Annotated in this window: 17 protein-coding genes, 1 pseudogene and 1 riboswitch; of the genes and pseudogenes, 4 read left to right on the top strand and 14 right to left on the bottom strand. The window is 63.9% G+C overall.

From position 1 onward, the window contains the following. Positions 1-54 precede the first annotated feature (54 nt). The 4 genes from madL to PSTAB_RS20290 all read left to right on the top strand — a co-directional run bounded on the left by madL (position 55) and on the right by PSTAB_RS20290 (position 4,888). Positions 55-468, top strand: coding sequence for a malonate transporter subunit MadL (gene madL / locus PSTAB_RS20305; protein ID WP_013984456.1), 414 nt, complete (start codon positions 55-57; stop codon positions 466-468). A 5-nt stretch (positions 469-473) separates the two neighbouring features. Continuing rightward, positions 474-1,238 carry a malonate transporter subunit MadM gene (gene madM / locus PSTAB_RS20300; RefSeq protein WP_041772022.1) on the top strand — a complete coding sequence of 255 codons (765 nt, stop codon included), beginning with the start codon at positions 474-476 and terminating at the stop codon, positions 1,236-1,238. 80 nt (positions 1,239-1,318) lie between these two features. Beyond that, positions 1,319-3,241: a methyl-accepting chemotaxis protein gene (locus PSTAB_RS20295; protein ID WP_013984454.1), complete on the top strand. Its 1,923-nt coding sequence runs from the start codon at positions 1,319-1,321 to the stop codon at positions 3,239-3,241. A 140-nt stretch (positions 3,242-3,381) separates the two neighbouring features. After that, a riboswitch (glycine riboswitch) is annotated at positions 3,382-3,470 on the top strand. Positions 3,471-3,628: 158 nt separating this feature from the next. Next, on the top strand, positions 3,629-4,888 hold the full coding sequence (locus tag PSTAB_RS20290) for a D-amino acid dehydrogenase (RefSeq protein ID WP_013984453.1): 1,260 nt from the start codon (positions 3,629-3,631) through the stop codon (positions 4,886-4,888). A 116-nt stretch (positions 4,889-5,004) separates the two neighbouring features. Here the strand turns inward: PSTAB_RS20290 and PSTAB_RS20285 are convergent, their stop codons facing one another. The 14 genes and pseudogenes from PSTAB_RS20285 to tssC form a co-directional block, all read right to left on the bottom strand. Then, a complete protein-coding gene (locus PSTAB_RS20285; protein ID WP_013984452.1) occupies positions 5,005-5,952 on the bottom strand; it encodes a LysR family transcriptional regulator in 948 nt (315 codons plus the stop codon). 80 nt (positions 5,953-6,032) lie between these two features. Next, positions 6,033-6,239 carry a hypothetical protein gene (locus PSTAB_RS20280; protein ID WP_013984451.1) on the bottom strand — a complete coding sequence of 69 codons (207 nt, stop codon included), beginning with the start codon at positions 6,237-6,239 and terminating at the stop codon, positions 6,033-6,035. 496 nt (positions 6,240-6,735) lie between these two features. Beyond that, positions 6,736-7,983, bottom strand: a complete 1,248-nt coding sequence (locus tag PSTAB_RS20275) for a LysM peptidoglycan-binding domain-containing protein (RefSeq protein ID WP_013984450.1) — start codon at positions 7,981-7,983, stop codon at positions 6,736-6,738. Between the two features lie 5 nt (positions 7,984-7,988). Continuing rightward, positions 7,989-8,888: a DUF4123 domain-containing protein gene (locus PSTAB_RS20270; RefSeq protein ID WP_232243992.1), complete on the bottom strand. Its 900-nt coding sequence runs from the start codon at positions 8,886-8,888 to the stop codon at positions 7,989-7,991. Beyond that, on the bottom strand, positions 8,816-10,915 hold the full coding sequence (locus PSTAB_RS20265; RefSeq protein ID WP_013984448.1) for a type VI secretion system Vgr family protein: 2,100 nt from the start codon (positions 10,913-10,915) through the stop codon (positions 8,816-8,818). The genes PSTAB_RS20270 and PSTAB_RS20265 overlap by 73 nt, the downstream gene beginning before the upstream one ends. Before the next feature lie 15 nt (positions 10,916-10,930). After that, positions 10,931-12,439, bottom strand: a complete 1,509-nt coding sequence (locus PSTAB_RS20260; protein ID WP_013984447.1) for a sigma-54 interaction domain-containing protein — start codon at positions 12,437-12,439, stop codon at positions 10,931-10,933. A 10-nt stretch (positions 12,440-12,449) separates the two neighbouring features. Continuing rightward, on the bottom strand, positions 12,450-15,041 hold the full coding sequence (tssH, locus tag PSTAB_RS20255) for a type VI secretion system ATPase TssH (RefSeq protein WP_013984446.1): 2,592 nt from the start codon (positions 15,039-15,041) through the stop codon (positions 12,450-12,452). Between the two features lie 11 nt (positions 15,042-15,052). Continuing rightward, positions 15,053-16,059: pseudogene (gene tssG, locus PSTAB_RS20250) on the bottom strand (type VI secretion system baseplate subunit TssG). Next, the gene (tssF, locus tag PSTAB_RS20245) at positions 16,023-17,813 is read right to left on the bottom strand and encodes a type VI secretion system baseplate subunit TssF (protein WP_013984444.1); all 1,791 of its coding nucleotides are present in this window, start codon (positions 17,811-17,813) and stop codon (positions 16,023-16,025) included. The pseudogene tssG and the gene tssF overlap by 37 nt, the downstream one beginning before the upstream one ends. Positions 17,814-17,868: 55 nt before the next feature. Continuing rightward, on the bottom strand, positions 17,869-18,231 hold the full coding sequence (locus PSTAB_RS20240; protein WP_013984443.1) for a hypothetical protein: 363 nt from the start codon (positions 18,229-18,231) through the stop codon (positions 17,869-17,871). Next, entirely contained in the window at positions 18,218-18,853 is a 636-nt protein-coding gene (locus PSTAB_RS20235; protein ID WP_013984442.1) for a DUF2931 family protein, read from the bottom strand. The genes PSTAB_RS20240 and PSTAB_RS20235 overlap by 14 nt, the downstream gene beginning before the upstream one ends. Beyond that, positions 18,850-20,781, bottom strand: a complete 1,932-nt coding sequence (locus tag PSTAB_RS20230; protein WP_013984441.1) for a PAAR domain-containing protein — start codon at positions 20,779-20,781, stop codon at positions 18,850-18,852. Before PSTAB_RS20230 ends, PSTAB_RS20235 begins: the two co-directional genes overlap by 4 nt. Before the next feature lie 13 nt (positions 20,782-20,794). Continuing rightward, positions 20,795-21,202 (bottom strand): type VI secretion system baseplate subunit TssE, encoded by a 408-nt coding sequence (tssE, locus tag PSTAB_RS20225; RefSeq protein WP_003303358.1) that lies wholly within the window; start codon positions 21,200-21,202, stop codon positions 20,795-20,797. Positions 21,203-21,206: 4 nt separating this feature from the next. After that, on the bottom strand, positions 21,207-22,685 hold the full coding sequence (gene tssC, locus PSTAB_RS20220) for a type VI secretion system contractile sheath large subunit (RefSeq protein ID WP_013984440.1): 1,479 nt from the start codon (positions 22,683-22,685) through the stop codon (positions 21,207-21,209). Positions 22,686-22,692: the final 7 nt, after the last annotated feature.

Here is a 22,692-nt window from a genome sequence, read left to right as displayed (position 1 = left end):
CGACAACACGCGCCTGGCCCTCTGCAGCCAGCGCAACCAAAAAGGACAAAAACAATGATCATCTTTGGTGTGGCCTTCCTGGCCTTGTGTACCCTCACCGGCATCTTCGTCGGCGAGTTGCTCGGCAAGCTCCTCGGCGTGCCGGCCAACGTCGGCGGCGTGGGTATCGCCATGGTGCTGCTGATCCTCATCGGCAGCTACCTGAAGAAACGCGGCCTGTTCAATCCGGAGTCCGAGCAGGGCATCAAGTTCTGGAGCGCCGTGTACATCCCGATCGTGGTCGCCATGGCCGCGCAGCAGAACGTCTACGGCGCCCTGGCTGGCGGCCCGATGGCGATCCTCGCCGGCGTCGCCGCGGTTGCGCTGGCCTTCGCCCTGGTGCCGGTACTGGACCGGATCGGCCGAAAAAAGCTTGAGGCCGAGCCGGTTGCCACCGCCAAGCCCACCACCAGCAGCGCACGGGGGTAATGGCCATGTACGAATCGCTCATGAAAGTGGTCACCGGCTACGGCATGATCAGCGGCTTCGCCCTCATCGGCGCAACCATGTGGCTGTCCTACTGGCTGTCGGACAAGCTTACCAAGGGCCGTCTGCACGGCTCGGCCGTCGCCATCCTCATCGGCCTCTTGCTGTCCTACATCGGCGGTGTGGTGACTGGCGGGCAGAAAGGCCTGGTCGATATCGCCCTGTTCTCTGGCATCGGCCTGCTCGGCGGCGCCATGCTGCGTGACTTCGCCATCGTGGCCACCGGCTTCGGCGTCAGCGTCGAAGAGCTCAAGCGCGCCGGGATGGTGGGCGTGCTGGCGCTGTTCGTCGGGGTGTTCTCCTCGTTCATCGCCGGTGTCGCAGTGGCAATCGCCCTCGGCTACACCGATGCGGTCAGCCTCACCACCATCGGCACCGGTGCGGTGACCTACATCGTCGGCCCGGTCACCGGCGCGGCGATCGGCGCCAGCTCCGAGGTGATGGCGCTGTCGATCGCCGCCGGCCTGGTCAAGGCGATCCTGGTGATGGTGGCCACGCCCTTCGTCGCCCCGCTGATCGGCCTGAACAACCCGCGCTCGGCGGTGATCTTCGGCGGCCTGATCGGCACCTCCAGCGGCGTGGCCGGCGGCCTGGCGGCCACCGATCCGAAGCTGGTGCCCTATGGCTGCCTGACCGCGGCGTTCTACACCGCACTGGGCTGCCTGCTCGGGCCATCACTGCTGTTCTTCGTCATGCGCGGGCTGCTCGGCTGAGCCGTTCCCGTCGTCACTTACCGTCATCCGCAACGCGCCCCCATCGGGGCGCGCTTGCGTTCATCAAGGAAGGTCGAAAGATGAACACTCTCAAGGTCAGCCACAAACTGGCCCTCGGCTTCGCCGCCGTTCTGGCGCTGACCCTGGCCGTCGCCCTGATCGGCAGTTACGGCATGGACGCGCTGATCTCCCGCAGCGACAGGGCGCAGAGTGCGGCCCGCCTGCTGGATGAGGCCAACCGGATTCGCTACGCGCAGGTCAGTTTCGAAACCCGCGGCGATCCGCTGCATGTCGAAGCGGTGGAGCAGTCGGTCGCGCGCATCGTCGAACTGGTGCAGCAGCAGAAGGGGGAATTCAGCGACCCACAGGATCTGCAGCGCCTGCAGGCGATCGCCGCCGACGTGCAGCATTACCGCCAGCGTTTCCTCGATCTGGCGGCGCTCTGGGAGCGCAAGGTGAAGACCCGCAGCAGCTGGGTGGAAGCCGGCAACACCTCGGATGCGCTGATCGCCGCGCTGGAGGCACGCTGGGCCGGCACACCGGACGCACCGGTCCTGCATGAGGATACTCGTAGCGCAGCCATCGGCCTGCAGGCCGGTGAAGTCTCCAAGCACAACCGCATGGTGCGCTTCATGGTGCGCGGCTATCTGATGACCGAGACCGAGCAGTCGCTGCAGCAATTGCAGCAACAGTTCAGCACGTTGCAGGCGGCGGTCGACAGGCTCGATGCCCAGCTGGCCGGCACACCCGGCGTGGACCTGCAGCCGTTGCGTGACTCGGTGGCGACCTACATCCGCCAGTTCGGCCAGCTGCCGCCCATCGTCGCCGCTCAGGTGCAGGCGCGTCAGGAGATGCAGGAAATCTTCGACAGCATCTACCGCAACACCAATGAAATCGTGCAGTCGCAGACCGAACGACGCAGCGCCGAAGCCGGCGAGAAGAAGGCCTTGCTGCTTGCCATCACGCTGCTGGCGATAGCCCTGGGGCTGGTGATCAGCTGGCTGATCGTGCGTCAGCTGACGCAACCGCTGGCCCAGGCGGTACGCATTGCCGAGCGCATCGGCGCAGGCGATATGACCGAGCAGCCGCGGCAGCCGCGCAGCGACGAGTTCGGTCAGCTGCTCGATGCGCTGGAGCGCACCCGCGGCAGCCTGCGCGACCTGATCGGCCGGATCAGCGCCATCACCGGCCAGCTGGCCAGTGCGGCGCAAGAACTGTCCACGGTGACCGAGCAGACCAGCGCCGGTATCCAGAGCCAGCGCCTGGAGACTGATCAGGTCGCCACTGCCATGCACGAGATGGCAGCGACCGTGCAGGAGGTGGCGCGCAACGCCGACGAGGCCTCCAGTGCCGCCCAGCACGCCGACCGCCAGGCGGCTCAGGGCGACATCGTGGTGCAACGGGCGTTGGCGCAGATCGACCGGCTGTCCTCCCAGGTGGGCCTGTCTGCCGAAGCCATGGCCCAGCTGAACCGCGAGACCGCAGGGATCAGCACGGTGCTCACGGTGATCAATGGCATCGCCGAACAGACCAACCTGCTGGCACTGAACGCGGCCATCGAGGCGGCCCGTGCTGGTGATGCCGGGCGCGGTTTCGCCGTGGTCGCCGACGAGGTGCGCAGCCTGGCGCAGCGTACCCAGCAGTCCACGGCGCAGATCGAGGAGCTGATCGGCAACCTGCAGAAGGGTGCGCTGCATGCCTCGTCGCTGATGGACAGCAGCCGCGGGCTGGCCGACGAGACGGTCAGCCTGGCGCGGGATGTCGGCGAGGAGCTGCAGGCCATCACCCGCACCATCTCCACCATCCAGGCGATGAACCTGCAGATCGCTACCGCGTCGGAGGAGCAGAGTTCGGTGGCCGAGGACATCAACCGCAGCGTGCTCAGCGTGCGCGATGTGGCTGACCAGTCGGCCGCCGCTGCCCAGCAGACCGCGGCCTCGACCGTGCAGCTGGCCCGTCTGGGCGGCGAGCTGCAGGCCCTTGCGGCGCGCTTCCGGGTCTGAGGGCGTGGCGCAACCGCTCGGCATTCTCGTCGCGAGCGGACTGGCGGCCGGCATTCGGGGGGTTACAGCGGCGCTTTTTTCTGGCAGGGTGTCACCTGCGATGCGCGACCATTTGCCACAGCTGGCCAGTGGCGCGCATCGATGTGCTAGCGGGAGAGACTGCCGTCAGGGCAGCGCCGAAGGAGCAACCGCCCCGGAAACTCTCAGGCAAAAGGACCGCTACCACCGCTGAAACTCTGAAGAGCCGCCCGGTTTTCGTCGCCGGGCGCACCGAAGGAGCAAGCGAGCCGTCATGCGCTCGTGAATCTCTCAGGTCCAGAACAGAGGGGGCGCCCGCCGCGCGTTGGGCGCACGGGCTATGACCCCTCGACGTTCTGGAGCGCAACAATGAAAACAATCGCAGTCATCGGTGGCGGCATCACGGGCGTCACCACCGCCTATGCCCTGGCCAAGCGCGGCTTCTCGGTCACCCTGCTGGAAAAGCACCGCTACGCGGCCATGGAGACCTCGTTCGCCAATGGCGGCCAGCTGTCGGCGTCCAATGCCGAGGTCTGGAACCACTGGTCGACGATCGTCAAGGGCCTCAAGTGGATGCTCAAGAGCGACGCGCCGCTGCTGGTCAACCCCAAGCCCAGCTGGCACAAGCTCTCCTGGTTCGCCGAGTTCATCGGCTCGATCCCCAACTACCGCAAGAACACGGTCGAGACCGCTCGGCTGGCCATCGCCGCGCGCGAGCATCTGTTCGCCTGGGCCGAAGCCGAAGGCATCGACTTCGACCTGAAGAAGAAAGGCATCCTGCACATCTACCGCGACAAGGCCGGCTTCGATCATGCCGCTGAGGTTTCGCGCCTGCTCGCCGAAGGCGGCCTGCCGCGGCGCAGCGTGACGCCCGAGGAGATGCGCGCCATCGAGCCAACCCTGGCTGGCAGCTACTACGGCGGCTACTACACCGAATGCGACTCCACCGGTGATATCCACAAGTTCACCCACGGCCTGGCCACCGCCATCGAGCGGCTTGGCGTGCGCTGCCGCTACGGTGCCGACGTGAAGTCGGTGGCCAGCGACGGCAAGCGTGCCAGCGTGGTCCTCGCTGGCGTTGGCGGTGACGAGCGGCTGGAGTTCGACGGCCTGGTGGTTTGCGCCGGCACCGCCAGCCGTGCATTGGCAGCCCAGCTCGGCGACCGGGTGAACATCTACCCGGTCAAGGGCTACTCGATCACCGTCAACCTGACCGACGAGATCAGCCGCGCCTCGGCTCCGACCGTCAGCCTGCTGGACGACGAAACAAAGCTGGTCAGCAGCCGCCTGGGCGACGACCGCTTCCGCGTCGCCGGCACCGCAGAGTTCAACGGCTACAACCGTGACATCCGTGCCGATCGCATCCGCCCGCTGGTGGAGTGGGTCAACCAGTGCTTCCCCGGCGTCAACACCCGCAGCGTGGTGCCCTGGGCCGGCCTGCGCCCGATGATGCCGAACATGATGCCCAAGGTCGGCCGCGGCAGCTCGCCCTGCGTGTTCTACAACACCGGCCATGGGCACCTGGGCTGGACGCTGAGTGCGATCACCGCGGATATGGTTGGTGACGTGGTAGCGCAAAGCCTGGGCCGGCCGGCTCCGGTGGCATCCGGGCAGACAGCCGTCGCCTAGTCATGCAGTCGTAGGGTGGAAGACGGCGAAGCCTCTTCCACCACTGCGGCGCCGATCATGCCGATCCGGCTGGCCATATGCCAACGCGTGGAAAACCGCTGCGCGGGTTTTCCTCCCTACGTCGTTTCAGGCTTGGCATCCTCGTTCTGCTCCAGCGCGCGCCGGGCATACATCCGGCATTCGGCGAGCAGCGCCAGCAGGTTCGGGTCGCGCTCCTTGGCCTTTAGGAACACCACGCCGATGTGCTGCTGCAGGTGATAGCGCGCCTTCAGCGGGATCAGTCGCACCCGCGATTCGTAGACCATGCCCACGCGCCCCGGCAGCAGCGCGTAGCCCACGCCCGAATTAACCATGCTCAGCAGGGTGAAGATATCGTTCACCTGCATCGCCACCTTTGGCTCGAAACCCGCTAGCTGGAACACCCGGTTGCCGTCCTGATGGGTGGCGAAACCCTGGGACAGCGTGATGAAAGTGGCGTCACGCAGATCGCTGAGATCCACTTCGCTCTGGTTGGCGAACGGCGAGTCGGCTGGCGCGGCGAGGAAAATGTCGTCGGAAAACAGCTGCACCTGGGCGCAGTCCGGATCGGCGACGCTCTCGTTGAGCGACACCAGAATGGCGTCCAGCTCCATGTTCTTCAGCTTGTAGAGCAGGTCGACGTTGGAGCCCAGGATCAGGTCGATGTTGAGCTCGCTGCGGCGCAGCTTCAGGCCCATGATCAGCTGCGGCACGGTCTTCACCGTCAGCGAGTAGAGCGCACCGAGCTTGAAGCGCTCGGCCGAGAAACCGGCCGCCTCGCGGGTACGCCGCACCGTCTCGAGCACGTCCTTGACCAGCTGCTGGGCACGCTCTTCGAGTACATAGGCACTTTCCAGCGGAATCAGGTTGCGCCCCTCGTGCTTGAACAGGGGGCATCGCAACGCGCTTTCAAGCGAGTGGATGGCGCGATGCACGCTGACGTTGCTGGTGTTCAGCTCGACCGCGGCCTTGCCCAGATTGCCGCTGCGCATGAAGGCCAGAAACACTTCCAGCTTCTTCAGGGTCAGCTCTTCGTCGATCTGCATGGCCGTTGCTCCGCGGTCGGGCAGACGATTATGCCGAACTCGTACTCAGGCGGGGCGCGAAAGCGGAGCAGTGCAGGCGATCAGGGCAGGGCGAGTTCTTCGTCTTCCGGAATCTCGTCCGTGACGTACACGCGTGCGTGTTCGCTCTGGGCGTCCTCGATACGCAAGCCGAAATAGGTTTCGTCATTGGCATCCCAGAACGCCTCGACCTGCTCAAGCGAGGCCTGCTCCAGCAGGACCTGCCCGGAGTGTTCGAGAATGATGGAATAGCGGCGATTGGCGGGCATGTGAGTGACTCTGATCATCGAAAGGCTGCAGGCGCAGCTGTGATGTCATTTTGTCACTTCAGCGGGCTTAATCCTCGCCCGTTCATCGGCCGCCAGCGTTTGGCTGCCGAACGGTTACCCACGCTACGAATGGCTTCCTTGAAACGCTGAGCTATGAGAACGGGCCGATGTCGAAGTATTTTCCCGCTGCTGCAAGGCCTAAGCTGACCCATATGCAGGAAAGGCTGAAGCTGGAAAAATACAACCAAAGCGAGATAGCCTTATTAACTTTTGGGCGGTTTATGCCAAACGAATATAGAAAGCTGTATTTGTGAAGCCGGTAAAAACTTTCGAATGGGCTATTGGATTCCCAGTTAGGATCATGTTTTTTTGAAAAATAACGATCTAGCCTATGTATCGCAAAAAAAGATACGTACAAGTTATTAATGGTGCCGAGTGCCAATATGGAAAATAATGCATATAGCATTATTGCTTTAAGGGAGATTGCAGTGGGCATCTATTGCACCCCTTCGTAGATTACTTCGCCTAGCATTTCGCCGAGTTCGCCTCCTTCACTCCCACCATAATAGGCGCCAAGACCGGCACCAGCTAACCCCACTACGAGTAAAACTGGTGCTCCTACAGTTACGCCGAGAGCTAATGCAATGCCACCAACAATGGCTGTGGCTGCTTGTGCAGTTAGAAAGCCTCCTATCCCGCCGACACTTGCGCTACCAACGAACCCGCCGATTTGTTTAAAGCTGACTTGCTTGCAGCTACCGCTATCCTCTAACGAACAGGCGTCATGGATTCTGTTCAATCGAACGCCACCATCGATGGCGATACCCAAGTAACCTAAGCGGCCGGCGCCTTTCGCCCAATTTGAAACCGTATTGATCCGTTGCCCAAGCTGCGGAACCTCGCCTCTTTCGGTAATCGCGGAAGCGTTATGCAGGATCGATTTGGTCGATAGACCGAGCGTGGTCTTGATGCTGTCGTAATTACGGATATTGACAGTTGAAAGGGTCAGGCGGCCAAGAGAATGATTCAGCTGGCCGAATAGCTGCTGACGCTTCGCATAGAACTCCGGCGAAAATCGGTTGGGGTTTCCGGTGCGGCTGAGCTCGTCGACATACGCGACGTTGATCTTTTCCAGCGTGCTCTTGACGTCCCCTAGCTGGCGTCCGGCTGCGGCACTCAGTACACCCAGCGCGGTGCTCTGGTGGGATGCGACCGTTTCCCACGAGACGTAGTCCAGAACTTCCAAGTGCCGCTTGACCGTCATGGCTTCGGCAGCTGACAACTGTTGAATGCCTTCACTTGCGAGCCGGGCCTGTTCCCTGAGGGCTTCCAGGCGTTGTCGGTCGGCGTCGGTACGCGGCATGTTGGAGACGATGACGATCTCTCCAGGCATTACCGTCTCGTTGAGATGCTCGTTGTTACGCTGGAACAACGAGCGGTGGAGGAAGTGCATTTCACGTCCGTAGATCGCCTCATAGATCGCCTGGCGGCTCTGCACCTCTTCGTTCCAGTAGAAGGCGACGTCGAATGCAGCCCCGCTGCACTGGCTGTCCTGCATGATCTGTCCCGCGGTGCAGCCGGCGCGCGCCGGGCTGCTCGACGCGGGCATGCGCAAGACCTGGCCAGCCTGGATCTGGTTGGGGTTTTCAATCTGCGGGTTCAGGCGTAACAGGCTGCTGACGGTGGTGCCGTGATCGCTGGCGATCCGAGTCAGGGTGTCGCCCCTCTGTATCGTGTATTCCATTCGCTTTATCCGTGCAGTCCAAGCAGGCTGGCTTCGATTCGAGCCAGCCGGTGCTCGGCAGGTTCTTCCTTGTCGGTCAGCCCCGTTCGAACCTCGGGGCTGTCGATGGCATCGGGAAACTGCAGCGCTAATTCAACGTAAGCGAACAGGTGCCGTTCGGCCTCGATACCGAATGCCTCGGCTTCGTGCACGCGCTGCTTGACGACCGCTTCCAGCTCCGGGATGGACTTTTCATGAAAGTTGTCTGCAGAAAAATGGCTGATCAGGCGCTGAATGAAACGCTGTCGCTCCTGTTGTTGCCAATGAGCGAGGTGCTCGGGACGGAGCGCAAACCAGCCCTCGTCGTCAGCAGTTCTGCTGAGAGAAATCTGGTTTGTGGTGAAACCTCGCCATTCGCTCTGCTCGGTGGTCAGCCAGATGCCGCTGATCGGGCCGAGCCAAGCGCCCAGCTCTTCTTGCGTGAGGCTGTCGAAGAAGCGCTCGCTCAAGGCTGGGTCGTAGAACCTGCAGAACGCCAGGTCACCGGAGGGCAATCTGACGCTGAGAAGGCTGCGCAAATGATTCGCCAGATCATCGATGCTCGCCGCGCTTTCCAACAGCAGCCCTGCCGATTGCCAGCGCTCCCGGTTCTGCCACATCAGATGCTGCCCCGCGAGGCTGTACAGGACGGGGCTGCATTCCCGCATGGACTCATGGCGCGTGCCTCGGTACAGCAGCTCCAGGTGGGGTTCGTCGTCGTGTTGGTAGATGATCTGCAGAGCCGGTAATGCAGCACTATCGAGCAGCAGATAGAGGTCATCTCGCTCGATATCCGGTTCCTCTACAGCCTGCATCAGACCGTGCTCGCGTTCTTGCCGCATGGGCAAACCTCCAACTGGCATGAGCCATCGGCTCGCATTCCGCATTGCTTGACCAGCAGCAGCTTGGCGGCCGCGGCCAGTTTGAGTTGCTGCGACATGTTGATCAAGGCAGGCAAGGTGAGGTTGCCGGCAACGGCGCTGGTCGCCAACCATGGCATCACCGGCGCCAGAATCTTCAGCCCCGAGCCCTTTCCGGCTGCGCCACCCGAATTCATCCGGATCGTCGCACCGCTCAGCGTCACCCCGCTGGGGTCGAGCTTGAGGAAACTGCCGCCGCCTGAGGCGGTGAGTTCCATTCCTGCGTCGATGACGACCTTGCTGCCGGCGTAGTAGTGGATTTCATTGCCCGCCTCTATGAATTTTCCGGTGCCGATCTTCAGGTGCTGGCTGTTGCCCACGGTGAGGTGGTCGTTGGCGCGGATTTCGGTCTTGCGGTCGGCGTGGGTGGTGCGGTGTTCTTCGGCGCGGAACTCGCTGTAGCTGTTGGCTTCCACCGTGTCGTGGCGTTCGTGGCCGACGCGGATCTTCTGGTCGTGCTCGATGTTCTCGTCCCAGTCGCGCTGGGCGTGGAGGTAGATCTGTTCGGCGCCCTTGCGGTCTTCGATGCGCAGTTCGTTGTAGCCGCCACCACCCGGGCTGCTCAGGGTCTTGAACACCGTGCGGGTCTTGTTGGCCGGCAGGTCGTAGGGGACCTGATGCTCCTTGTGGTACAGGCAGCCGGTCACCAGCGGTTGATCGGGATCGCCTTCGAGGAAGGTCACCAGCACTTCCATGCCGACCCGCGGGATGGCGATGCCGCCATAGCGGTCACCCGCCCAGCTGGAGCTGACGCGCAGCCAGCAGCTGGTCTTGTCATCGGCCTGGGCTTCGCGGTCCCAGTAGAACTGGACTTTTACGCGGCCGTACTCGTCGCAGTGGATCTCTTCGCCAGCGGGGCCGGTAACCACGGCGGTCTGGCTGCCGAGCACCTTCGGTTTCGGATGGCGAAGCGCCGGGCGGAAGGGGATGGCCCAGGGGGTGGCGCTGAAGCGGTTGCGGTAGCCCTGGACGAAGCCGTCACCGCTATCGACATGACTGGTGACGGCCTCCTCCAACACCTGCGGCTGTTTTCCTTCGTGCAGCACTTCGGTAAGTAGCCAGAGCTGGTTCCAGTCGCTGCGCGGGTGTTCGGTGAGCGGGAGGAAATGGCCACTCACCAGCTTGGGCTGGTCGCTTTCGCCTTCGGCCAGTTCGTAATCGTGGCGGTGGCGCTCCAGGGCGCGCTGCGACAGATGCTTGCCGCGGGCGCGCTCGGTGAAGCGGCCGGGGTAGTCGTAGTCCTCGAGGTCCGGCTGGAAATCGCTGTGGAACGCGGCCTCCATGGTCAGGCGTGGCTTCTCGAAATCGTAATCGCGGCGCGTGACCCGGCTGGTACGGGTTTCCACACGCAGGCCGAAGCGCTTGATCACCGGTTGGTCGGCGACCAGACCGCTGTCCCGTTGATAGGCGGTGGCGGTGAGCCTGGGGAAGACGGTCTGGTCATCGCCGAAGACCAGCACATGGCCGCTCGCAGCGTGCTGGAAGTGATAGTGGATGCCCTCTTCCTCGCACAGGCGCTGGATGAAGTGCAGGTCGGTTTCGTCGTACTGCACGCAGTACTCGCGCGGCGGGTAGACCACCGGGCCAAGCCCGAAGCGGTAGGCATCGGCTTGGATACCATGCTCTTCGAGCACCTGGGCGATGATCTGCGGCACCGTCAGGTGCTGGAAGATGCGCTGGTTGGTGCGATGGGCGAGGTAGGCCAGTTGCGGCACCAGCGTGAGGCGATAGCGGGTCAGGCGCTTGCCGGATTCACCCTGGGCGGCCTGATGCACCAGCCCATGAACACCACTGCCATCCGGCGCGAAGGCAAGAAAAGCCGGGCGATGCAGCAGGCTTTGCAGATCCAGGTCGGGGCGCTCGCTGACCAGTTCCAGGTCGAAGCGATAGGGCTGGCTGATGGCTTCACGGCCCCGGAATTCGAGCACCTTGAAGTCGTGCTCGACGCCTTCGAGGGAAAGCGTGAAGTGGGCCTGGTTGGCTGGGTTGAACATGGCGTCTTTCCTTCCTTAGAGATCGGCCGGGCTGATATTCAGCCGTTCCATGCGATACAGCAGCGTTCGCCGCGGCAGGCCGAGTTCGCGGGCGGCCTGGCTCTGGTTGCCGCCGTTCTTGCGCAGGCAATCCATGAGCAGGCTGCGTTCGACCCGCTCCATGCGTTCGCGCAGGTTCAGGCTGCTGTCCAGGCTTGCTTCCACATGCAGATTGAAGTGTTCCGGCAGCAGCTCACCGCCCTCGCAGAGCAGCACGGCGCGCTCCACCAGACCCTTCAACTCCCGCACGTTGCCGGGGAAGGCATAGCCTGCCAGACGCTCGAGCGCGGCGTCGGACCAGCGACACAGATCGCGCTGGAGAAACGCGCAGGCCTTGTCGGCGAAATGCCGGGCCAGGCGCAGGATGTCCTCTTCACGCTCGCGCAGCGGCGGCAGTTCGATGGGGAAGTGCGAGAGGCGGTAGAACAGATCCTCGCGAAACAGGCCGTTCTCCACCTGGCTGCGCAGGTCACGGTGGGTGGCGGCGACGATGCGCACGTCGACCTTGTGGGTTTCGGTGGAGCCCAGCGGGCGCACTTCGCCTTCCTGCAGCACGCGCAACAGCTTGGCCTGCAGCAGCAATGGCATGTCACCGATCTCGTCGAGGAACAGCGTGCCGCCGTTCGCCGCATCGAGCAGGCCGCTGCGGTCGCGGTCGGCACCGGTGAAGGCGCCCTTGCGGTAGCCGAACAGCTCACTTTCCAAAAGCTGCTCAGGCAGCGAAGCGCAGTTCTGCACGATAAAGGGTTTGCTGCGTCGGAACCCGCAATCGTGAATGGCGCGCGCCACCAGTTCCTTGCCGGTACCGGTTTCTCCCGTGAGCAGCACGTTGACCGGGCTGTGCAGCACCTTGCCGATCAATTGGTAGACCGCACGCATGCGCGGGCTGTCGCCGATGAGGCCGTAACCGCTGGCGCAGGGACTGACTGGCGCGGCAACTGGCGCGGTGCCGCCGGGCGCGCGCAGGCGCTGGAGAAGATGCAGCTGGGCGAGGCCGAAGGCGCCGAGCTGGGCCAGCGAGCCGCTGAAGCCGTGCAGCTCGCGCGATTCGGTACTGGCCGTCAGCAGCAGGCCGGCGACGCGCTGTTGCTCGTCCTGCAGCGGCAGGCAGAGCAGGCTGCGCCACGGCTTTGGGCTATCCGGCAGGAAGCTCGAAGCGTGCAGATTGCTGTCCAGTTCGCTGAGGCACAGGGTCTGGTTCTGGCACAGGCAGTATTGCAGCAGCTGCTCGCCGTCGTAATCACTCGGCAGGCTGGTGGCTTCGCGTGGCTGTAGCAGGCCGTTGTGCCATTCAGCGCAGAGCGTCAGGCGAGTGTGGGTGGCGTCCAGCAAATAGAGCTGGCTGAGTTGGCAGTTGCTCAGCTGCGCCGCGGTTTCCACCAGTCCACCGAGCAGGCTGTCGGCGTTCGCCGCGCGCGCCAGCCCGGCGAAACGGCCCAGCAGGGCCTCGGCATAGCGCAGCGGCTGTGGCACCTGATTGAACATCGCGGACATCTCAGGCGAACTCACAGACCAGTGTACCCTCGCCATCCAGCGTGGCATGTACCCGCTGCAGCGGCTCGCCACTGGCCATGGCATCGAGCAGGCGGTCCACCACCAGCGGTTGCAGGTGCTGCTCGATCAGGTGGTCGATCAGGCGCGCACCGCTGTCGCTGTCGCTGCAGCGCTCGGCGAGGTGCGTGACCAGCGCCGGGCAGTGGCTGAACTGCAGCTGGCGACGCTGCAACCGCTCACCGAAGCGTGCCAGCTTGAGCGCGACCAGCTCGTCGAGCACTTCGCCGATGATCGGGTAGTAGGGCACCACACGCATGCGCCCGAGCAGGGCCGGCTTGAAGTGCTGCGACAGCTGCGGACGGATGGCCAGTTCCAGATCCTCGGCCGCCGGTCGCTGTCCGGCGGTGCAGAAACTGGCGATGCGCTCGCTGGCGAGATTGCTGGTCATCAGGATCAGGGTGTTGCGGAAGTTGATCTCGCGGCCTTCGCCGTCATTCGCCACGCCCTTGTCGAAGATCTGATAGAAGACATTCATCACATCGGGATCGGCCTTCTCCACCTCGTCGAGCAGGATCACCGAGTAGGGTTTCTGCCGCACCGCTTCGGTGAGCATGCCGCCTTCGCCGTAGCCGACATAGCCTGGAGGCGCGCCGATCAGGCGGGAAACGCTGTGTTTCTCCTGGAACTCGGACATGTTGATCACGGTGAGGAAGCGCTCGCCGCCATACAGCAGGTCGGCCAGGGCAAGGGCGGTCTCGGTCTTGCCGACGCCGCTGGGGCCGACCAGCAGGAACACGCCCACCGGAGCGTCGGGCTTGTTCAACCCGGCCGCTGCCGCGCGCATGGCACGATCCAGCGCTTCCACGGCCTGTTCCTGACCGCGCACCCGGGCGCGCAGATCGGCGGCGAAGTTGGCGACCTGGGCGTTGTGCTCCCGAGCCAGCTGCGTCAGCGGCACACCGGTCCAGTGGCTGATCACCTCGGCCACCAGGCGCGGGCAGACCTCATGGCTGACCAGTCGCTGCTCGGCCTGGGCTATGGCGAGTTCGGCCTGTACGGCGCGTAGCTCGGACTCGAGCTCATCGAGCGATGGGGCCTCGCCGTCCTCGTTTGCATCGCTGCGGGCTTCGGCGGTGCGTTTGCGCAGCTCGAGCAGGCGCTCGGCGAGCTGGCGCTGCCTGGTCCAGCGGGATTCGAGCTGCTCGATTTCGTCTCCCGCCGTGAGCAGACGTTGCTCCAGCCGCTGGAGGACAGCCGCGTCGACCGGCAGGCCGGCGGCCAGATCGCGGCGCATGGCTTCACGCTGGCGCTCGCCTTCGGCGACCTCACCACGCAGGCGTTCCAGCGCCTCGGGCGCAGCGGCGAGGCTGATGCGCACCCGCGCGCAGGCGGTATCCAGCACGTCGACGGCCTTGTCCGGCAGCTGCCGGCCGGCCAGGTAGCGCGCCGACAGCTCGGCGGCGGCCGTGACCGCATCATCGCGCAGGTAGATGCCGTGACTTTTTTCGTAGACCGGCGCCAGCCCGCGCAGGATGGTGACGGCTTCCGGAACGCTCGGCTCGTGCAGCTGCACCGGCTGGAAGCGCCGGGCCAGTGCCGGGTCCTTCTCGAAGTATTTCTTGTACTCGCTCCAGGTCGTTGCAGCGATGGTGCGCAGCTCGCCGCGTGCCAGTGCCGGCTTGAGCAGGTTGGCCGCATCGCCGCTACCGGCCTGGCCGCCGGCGCCAATCAGCGTGTGCGCCTCGTCGATAAACAGGATGATCGGCTTGGCTGAGCCTTTCACCTCGTCGATCACGCCCTGCAAGCGGCGTTCGAATTCGCCCTTCACGCTGGCACCGGCTTGCAGCAGGCCGAGGTCCAGGCAGAGCAGCTCGACGCCCTTCAGCGCCGCAGGCACTTCCCCGCTGACGATGCGCAGCGCCAGGCCTTCGACGATGGCGGTCTTGCCGACCCCAGCTTCGCCGACCACGATCGGATTGTTCTTTCGCCGCCGGGCGAGGATGTCGATCATCTGGCGGATCGCCGAGTCGCGGCAGAGCACCGGATCGAGCTTGCCGTCACGGGCCTGTTGGGTGAAGTTGTGGGTAAAGCGCGCCAGGTTCGACTCGCCACCGGCAGCAGGTTTGCCAGTGCTGCCTTGAGGCTGCTGGCTTAGGGCGAAGTCGCGCAGGCGCTCGGCATCCAGCCGGGCCAGCAATGGCTGGTAATGACTGCCTGCATAGCGCAGCGGATTGCGCAGCAGCGCGAGAATCAGTGCGGCCTGGTCGATCTGGCTCTGGCCGAGTTCCAGGCTGGCCACCAGCAGGGCATCCTGTAGCCATTGCACCAGTTCTGTGGAAAACACCGGGTTGCGCGATTCGCTGCGCTCGCCTCGCGGTTGCAGCGCCTGCGCCAGTGCGCCGGTATCGACTTCGGCATCCAGCAAGGCTCGCTTGAGCAGTCCATCGGGACGCTCGAGCAGGCCGAGCAGCAGGTCCTCGACGAGAACCTTGCTGCCGCCACGTACCACGCAGCGTTCGGCTGCGCCCTCCAGATCCTGTTTACTGGGGGCATCCAGGGCTTGCACCAGTTGCTGTAAGTCGACGTTGATCATTTTCATCTTCCTTAATGAGTCTTGCTGCCCAGGGTGACCAGGCCGTCGGCGCGGTCGCGTCCGAGCCAGCTGGTCCAGCCGAGGCGGCAGTTGTTGTCGGCGCCGATACGCAGCTCACGGATCTCGTCCGGGCGAAGCTCCAGGCGCAGGTCGTAATCCAGCGGATCGCGCAGGGTGAAGCGCACCAGCGCACAGAGCGGCTGGTAGCCGCTGCCGATGGGCAGGAATTCGTGGAAGCGATTCCAGTCCAGCTGGCGGATATGGATGCGGAACTTGCCGCCGCGGTCGCGGACCCGCTCGCCGAGCACCAGGCTTTCGCCCAGCTGACTGTTGGCCAGCCCGAGGCGGTTGCGTTGCTCGCCGAGGATTTCCACCCGGCGCTCCAGGCATTGCTCGATGTTCAACTCGGCGTGCTTGAAGTAGTAGCGCAGCACCGATTCGATCAGTGCCGCCGAATGCGCGCGCAGGCTGAGCAGGCCGAGATAGGGCAGCAGGCGCTTCCAGTTCAGCTCCGGCGCGCTGCGGATGGCCTCGCCGCTGAGTCCGACCAGGGCGAACAGCTGCTCCGAGAAGGGGTCATGGGCGCCGCTGGTGAAGCGGGCGCGGTATCGGTACTTCTGCCAGATGGGCAGCAGCAGGCGCTGCAGGCGGTTGTTGAACAGGTCGAGGAAGTCGCGGGTCGGGTTGCCGTCTTCGCTGTCGCCAAGCGCTTGTTCGCCGTAGAAGGCCGGCAGCGGCGAGCCAGCGCCGAACAGGCTGACCAGGTTGATGCGCAGGCGGGCACGCCACTCGCCGTGCTCCTGGAAGAACTGCACCTGCTCGATATCACTGCCGGGAAAGCCCAGGCTCGGGTTGGCCTGGAATTCAGGCGCTCGTAGAGCGCCTCGTCATCCAGACCGGGATTGAGCTGGCGCAGGCGATCGAGCACCAGCAGCACACCCTGGAACAGGCTGTACTCGCGGATGCCGCGGTTGAGCGGTTTCAGAGCAGCGGTTGCTGACCCATGCGCGGCGTCCATTGGTACACCTCTCCCTGTGTGCTCTGCACGCGCAGCTCGTGATACGAGTTGAGGCTGGCGTAGAGGGCTAAGAATTCGTTGAGCACCGAGGCGAAGAGGAACAGATCGCCCTCACCAATGAAGCCGTCCTGATTCATGGTCAGTTCGGTACGTACGCCACGCACCGGCAGCCCGCGATGCAGGCGATCGACGTGCTGGTGGGCGATGTGAGTCAGGCCGCCGAGGCGCCGCCGGCTGACGTTGTCGGCGTGCTTGTCGTAATAGCGTGGTAGGTCGTAGGTCTCGAGGATCACCTTGAGCGCCTCGACGTTGGCCAGCGACAGGTAGTTCAGCGACATGTTGCTGATCAGCTTCCACAGATAGTCGCGCTGCAGCGGCGGCGCGTAGCTCGGGGTGACCGCCGAGATATTGCGGAAGCTGAGAAATTCCGGGGTGTCTTCGCAGGGCTTGCAGATGTCGCCGAGCTTCAGCTGGCGCGGCAGGTTCTGGTTGGTGCAGGTCAGCTCGATGGACAGCGTCTCGTGCTGGTCGAGGTTGCGCAGGCCGAAGCTGAGCCAGGTTTCCTGGCCTTCGCCCAGCAGCGAAGGTTGCTGGCGCACGCTGTAGTGCGGGCGCGCCACCGGCACATCGAAGCTGGGGTCATGCTCGAAGGATTCGAACGGCACGTACTCTTCGTAGCCCATGCCGCCGGGTTTCCAGCCGGTGACCCGATCCACCGAAAACACGCCGCATTGCTGCGCATCGTACTCGGCCGGCAGCAGCAGGTACTGGTCCTGCTTGCCGTCCAGGCGGATCGGGATGGCATCGTGCGGGAACAGGTTTACCACCGGCGTACAGTACAGGCGCACGTTGTCCAGCGTCGGGCGGATGCGTTGCACGCCGGCCTTGTGAATGTCGAAGCGCAGCTCCAGGCCGCGGGCCTGCTTGAGCAGATCCTCCGGAATGCGCTGAATGATCTCAAGGCCCTTTAGGTCGACGAAGAGAAACTTGTCGGGGAAGGCGAAATATTCCTGCAGGTAGCGATAACCGCGGAAGGTATTGAGCGGGTAGGGGATCAGCGCCTCATCCTCGGTGAATCCCACCGGTTCGACCTGCTTGGCGGTGAGCTGCAAGGGCGTCAGCGGTCGGCCATCGGGACCGGTCAGCGGGTGGCCCTGTTCGTTCAGCAGCACGAGCTCGATGCCGCCCAGATGCCGCAACAGGCTGAGGTAGAGCAGCTGGCTGATATAGGGCTCGCCCGCCAGGTGCAGGCGGAGATGGCTGAGGCCGATCTCGCCGAGATTGCCATCGGCGCTCATCTGCAGGCGCAGGCTGAGCAGCGCACCGGTGCCCTTGACCGAATACTCCAGCGCCTGCAATGCCAGAGGCAGCACCTCGGTGGCGTAGGCGGTACGAAAGCAGCAGCTGACGCCCTGCACAGGATTGGATTCCACTGGCGTATTGCGCGGCACCGTCAGTGCAGGGCCGGGGCGCTTCAGCGGATCGAACTGCAGCATGCTGAAGGCTGGCAGCGGACGCATGTAGTTCGGCCACAGCAGATGCATCAGCGAGTGGGTCAGCTCCGGCAGCTCGTCATCGAGCTTCTGCCGCAGCCGCCCGGTGAGAAAAGCGAAGCCTTCGAGCAGCCGCTCGACATCCGGATCGCGCCCGGCCTGGCCGAGGAACGGCGCGAGCGCCGGGCTGCGCTCGGCGAAGCGCTTGCCCAGCTGGCGCAGGGCGGTGAGCTCGCTCTGGTAGTAATGGTTGAAAGACATGTCTAACGATTCATCCTTGTCGTTTCGTGTCCGGCGCGCTTGCGCGGCGGGGCTCCTAGCGTCGGCGGTAGCATCCCGTGGAGGTGTCCAGGTTCACGAGCAGGCAGTTGCCGTGTGGCTTCAGCCTCATCTTGTCGAAGAAGGCCCTCGGCCCGCGTTCGCGCAACTCGATCTGCCCGTCCACCATTGCCCAGTGCCCTCGACCCTGGATGTCGAGGCTGCCGTAGTAGAGCACCGCCTCGAACGTGCCCTGTTCCTGGAGCAGTAGCTGCGAGCCCATTTCCACCACGCCGACCAGTTCGTAGCGCCCGGCCAGTTCCCGCGGCGGCGGGGAAGTGTTGGTGCAGGCGGCCAATGTCAGCGCGAGGGCGGCGAGCGCCAGCCGGGCGCAGCGTGAGGAGGGTTTACCACGAGCCATAGGGCACCCCGTGTTGCTCGATGTAGGCCTTGGCTTTGTCGGAGAGGGGACGGTGTTCTCCGTTGGATGTGCCGCCGTATGGTCCGACCTTGCTGATCGCGGCTTCGAAGCGCCCGATTTCGATAGATTGCAGGCAGGGGCCACCGACCCAGGCCTTGGCGATGCCGCCGGGGGCCAGGCCAATGGTGATGTCTTTGCGATGCATGCCCTCGACGACACGCTTTTCTCCGAGGCAGTACGGGGCATGTGGCTTGAGCATTTCCTCGCGCACCCATTCGGGAATATTGATGCGCACGTTGTACGTCTGCGGCTCGACCAGCGATTGCCAGCGCACGAAGATGATTTCCGGCAGGTCGATGCCGGGTAGGTTCTTGCCCTTGCCTCCGGATACTCGATCAGGCCAGCCGGAGGAGCTGCCGGTATAGGAAACGATACCGCTATAGACTTCGCTGTAGGCCAGCCCGCGGCGATCGATCACGTCCACGCTTTCGACCCAGACCTCCATATGTTCGGGAGCGCCAAGTCCGACGAACCAGGCACGATAGGGCAGTCCAGGCTGGCCCTGGCTGGTGGCACAGCCGCCGAGTAGAAGTAGGGCGCAGGCGAGGAGGAAGGTTCTCATTCGGGATAATCCTGTTGCGGCGTGTTGTTATATGACAGGCGGACATTGGGCGCGGGCTTGCTGATCAGCAGACCACTGCTGGGCGTCCAGTGAGCTGAGAGGTGGATATAGCGTGACCAGAGCAGGCGCTCGTCCTCTTCGTCCAGGCCGTACCGGCTCCCTTGGGCATAGGCCAACAGGTGACTGGCAATCTTTTGAAGCTCAGCGGGTATTGCGGTTGTGCTTTCCTGTTCGTCGATAAAATCGAACGGAACGCCGTATTGCACAGCCAGCTCCCGCATAACCCGTAGATAGACCAGCGACAACTCGCCACGAACCTGGCGTTCGATGAACAGTAGGCCGTAGACCACGTCCTCCGGCGGCCGCTTGAAGCCGCGCTCGTGAAATACAGGTTTACGGCTGGGCCAGACCTTGGGTTCTTTCAGCGCTTCGTCGGGCAGGCCGAGGGCTTTCCAATGGTGATATTGCCGCCAGGTTTCGCGCCAGGCATGGGTCTGTTCGGGCGGCGTATTGGCCGGCACTTTGGAGCTGAGTGGGCGACTCAGCAGCAGCCGCTCGAGCATCAGGGGGCGGTAGCCGCCGCCAATATCCGAGTGCGCTCCGGGCAGGCAGATTTCCTGGTGATCCGGGGCGACCCTGTTGAGGGCGAAGTTCCAGCGCTTCTCGTCGCGGGCGGTCAGTTGCAGCACCTTGCGCGCGCAGCCGGGCGGTAGATAAAGGTTGATGCCGGGGTTGAGGTGGTTGGCTGGATCATAGTCGCCTTTCAGCGGGTCGATAACGGCAGCCACGGTATCGAACAGGCCGATAAAGTTGATACGGGCATTAGCAGCCCAATCGAAGTTGTTGACCAAGCCGAATTGGCCGGGTCGCAGGGTGTCAGCCAGTACGCCGCCGCCGGGCTTGAGCAGTTCGTTGGCGAAATGCCGGGCCGCCGCTGCACCGCGGCTGAAACCGAAGATATCGAACTCAAGAGTGTCGATTTGCAGGTCGGGGTTGCTTCCCTGGAAGAGGCTGAGTTGTTCCTTGATGGTCTCTGGGCTTTGATTCACTCGGGCCAGTATTCCGGTATCGCCCCGTCCGGTGATCTGGCCATAAAGCGAGTCGGCTTCGCCACTGCTGGTGCCGATGCCATCCAGATAAACAGCTAACGAGGCGGCCGTATCTCCCGCTTGCAATGGACGGAGTGCGTCGTCTTTATACAACCCATACAACCGTGCCACATTGCTTGGCGCATTGCCGTAGCTGCCGTCGGGAGCCTGGGTGAAATAGCCGTCGCCGTTGCTGTCGCTGAAACCATGGCTTTGGCAATAGTCGATGACTTCCTGCAGGGTGCGCTCGCCCACCAACTGCAGATCGTTCTGGCGGCATTGCTCGGTCACGGCGGCATTGGCCAGGTTGTTGCCGGTGCCGTCGAAGAACACGCCGATTCGCAGGGTGATGTCCTGGCGAGCCTGTTGCTGCGGCTGCTCGACCAGCTCCTCTTCTTCGTCTTCCTCTTCCAGGCCCAACGGCGCGGGGTCCCCCGGCTCTTCCTGCCAGGCGCGGGCCAGCGGTGAGGTTGGAAGAAGGGACTTGACCGCGTTGGTTGCCGCAGCAATCGCGGCGGTTGCAATGCCAAGCACCTCAGGCGCAAGGAAGGGCGCCGGGCGGTGACCACTGCCGATGACCACGGTCCCCGAACCCGCGGTCACGACATTGCCATGACTCCCCACACTGCCCACCACTGCCGCCGGCTTGCCATCGATCAACACGTTGGGGATCACCGCGCTGGCCATCGCTCCGCCACAGGCGGAAGCGTCGCCCATGCGTGCGGCCGGCAGGCCATCGAACAGCACGTCGGGCGAGCCGGCGGCGATGGGGTTGGTGCCGTGGCCCGTCTTCGGGCAGGCGGTAGGGTCGCCGAGGCGGGCTGCGGGTTTGCCGGACATCCGTTGTCTCTCCTTACTGGACCTTGACCTGCCCGCTGCCATCCAGGCTGGCGGAGAAGCTGACCTGGCGCTTGAGGCCATCCACTTCCAGCAGGCCTTCGATGGTGAAGGCGAGGGTCAGCGGGTCGTGGGTTCGCGGCAGCGACAGCACGCGCACCTGGGTCAACCTGGGTTCGTACGCTTCGATGAAGCGCTCGATGGCGATACGCGCCTGCTGCAGCGAGTCGTGCAGCGACAGGCGCATATCGTTGAGATCTGGCAACCCGTAGTCGGGCAGCGTCTGCACGCTGCCCGCTCGGGTGCTGAGCATCTTGGCCAGATGGGCAGCCACCGAGGCCATTGCCGCGACCTCGCGGCTCCAGCCGGAACGTCGCGCGGCGTCACCGCCGAGGCGTTCGAAGAGGCTGCCGTATCCGTTCAAGTGCTTATTCCTTGTCCAGCTTGCCAACCAGCGACAGGGTGAAATCCGCGCCCATGTACTTGAAGTGCGGACGCACGCTGAGGCTGACGCGATACCAGCCCGGTTCGCCCTCGACGTCGCTGACGTTGACTTGGGCGGCGCGCAGCGGACGACGGCTGCGTACTTCGGAGCTCGGATTCTCCTGGTCGGCGACGAACTGGCGGATCCACTTGTTCAGTTCCAGTTCGAGGTCGGTGCGCTCCTTCCATGCACCGATCTGCTCGCGCTGCAGCACCTTCAGGTAGTGCGCCAGGCGGTTGACGATGAACAGGTAGGGCAGCTGGGTGCCGAGCTTGTAGTTCAGTTCGGCGGTCTTGCCTTCCTCACTGTTGCCGAAGAACTTCGGCTTCTGCGCCGAGTTGGCGGAGAAGAAGGCGGCGTTGTCGCTGCCCTTGCGCATGGTCAGGGCGATAAAGCCTTCCTCGGCCAGCTCGTACTCGCGACGGTCGGAAACCAGCACCTCGGTCGGGATCTTGGTCTCGATCTCGCCCATGCTTTCGAAATGGTGCAGCGGCAGGTCTTCCACTGCGCCGCCGCTCTGCGGCCCGATGATGTTCGGGCACCAGCGGAACTTGGCGAAGCTGTCGGTCAGCCGGCTGGCGAAGGCGTAGGCGGTGTTGCCCCACAGGTAGTGCTCGTGGCTGCCGGCGACGTTTTCCTTGTAGACGAAGCTCTTCACCGGGTTGTCTTCCGGATCGTACGGATTGCGCAGTAGGAACCGCGGGACGGTCAGGCCGACATAGCGGGCATCTTCTTGTTCGCGGAAGCTCTGCCATTTGGTGAACTGCGGGCCCTCGAAGTGATCCTTGAGGTCCTTAAGGTCCGGCAGGCCGGTGAAGCTTTCCAGGCCGAAGAATTTCGGGCCGGCAGCGGCGATGAACGGCGCATGGGACATGCTCGCGACGCTGGCGACGTACTGCATGGTCTTGACGTCGGGCGCGCTGGGATCGAAGAAGTAGTTGGCGATCAGCGCACCGACCGGCTGGCCACCGAACTGGCCGTACTCGGCCGTGTAGATGTGCTTGTACAGGCCGGACTGGACGATTTCAGGGCTGTCCTCGAAGTCGTCCAGCAGGTCTTGCTTGGAGGCGTTGAGCAGTTCGAGCTTGATGTTTTCGCGAAAGTTCGTGCGATCCACCAGCAGCTTCAGGCCACGCCAGGAGGACTCCAGCGCCTGGAACTGTGGGTGGTGAAGGATTTCGTCCATCTGCCGGCTGAGCTTGGCGTCGATCTCCGCGATCATGCGGTCGACCATTGCCTTCTTCACCGGCTCGTTTTCGTTCTGCGGCTTGAGCAGTTCCTCGATGAAGGCCGATACGCCGCGCTTGGCGATGTCGTAGGCCTCGTCGTCCGGGGTCAGGCGGGTTTCGGCGATGATGCGGTCGAGAATGCCGCCTTCGGCGAGGTGATTGCCGTGCTCGACGGCGGCTGCGCTAGTGGTCATGTATATG

This window comes from Stutzerimonas stutzeri, from assembly GCF_000219605.1.
Taxonomy (GTDB): domain Bacteria; phylum Pseudomonadota; class Gammaproteobacteria; order Pseudomonadales; family Pseudomonadaceae; genus Stutzerimonas; species Stutzerimonas stutzeri.
The sequence above is the reverse complement of the archived record's forward strand: the minus strand, read 5'-3'. Positions and strand labels throughout refer to the sequence as shown.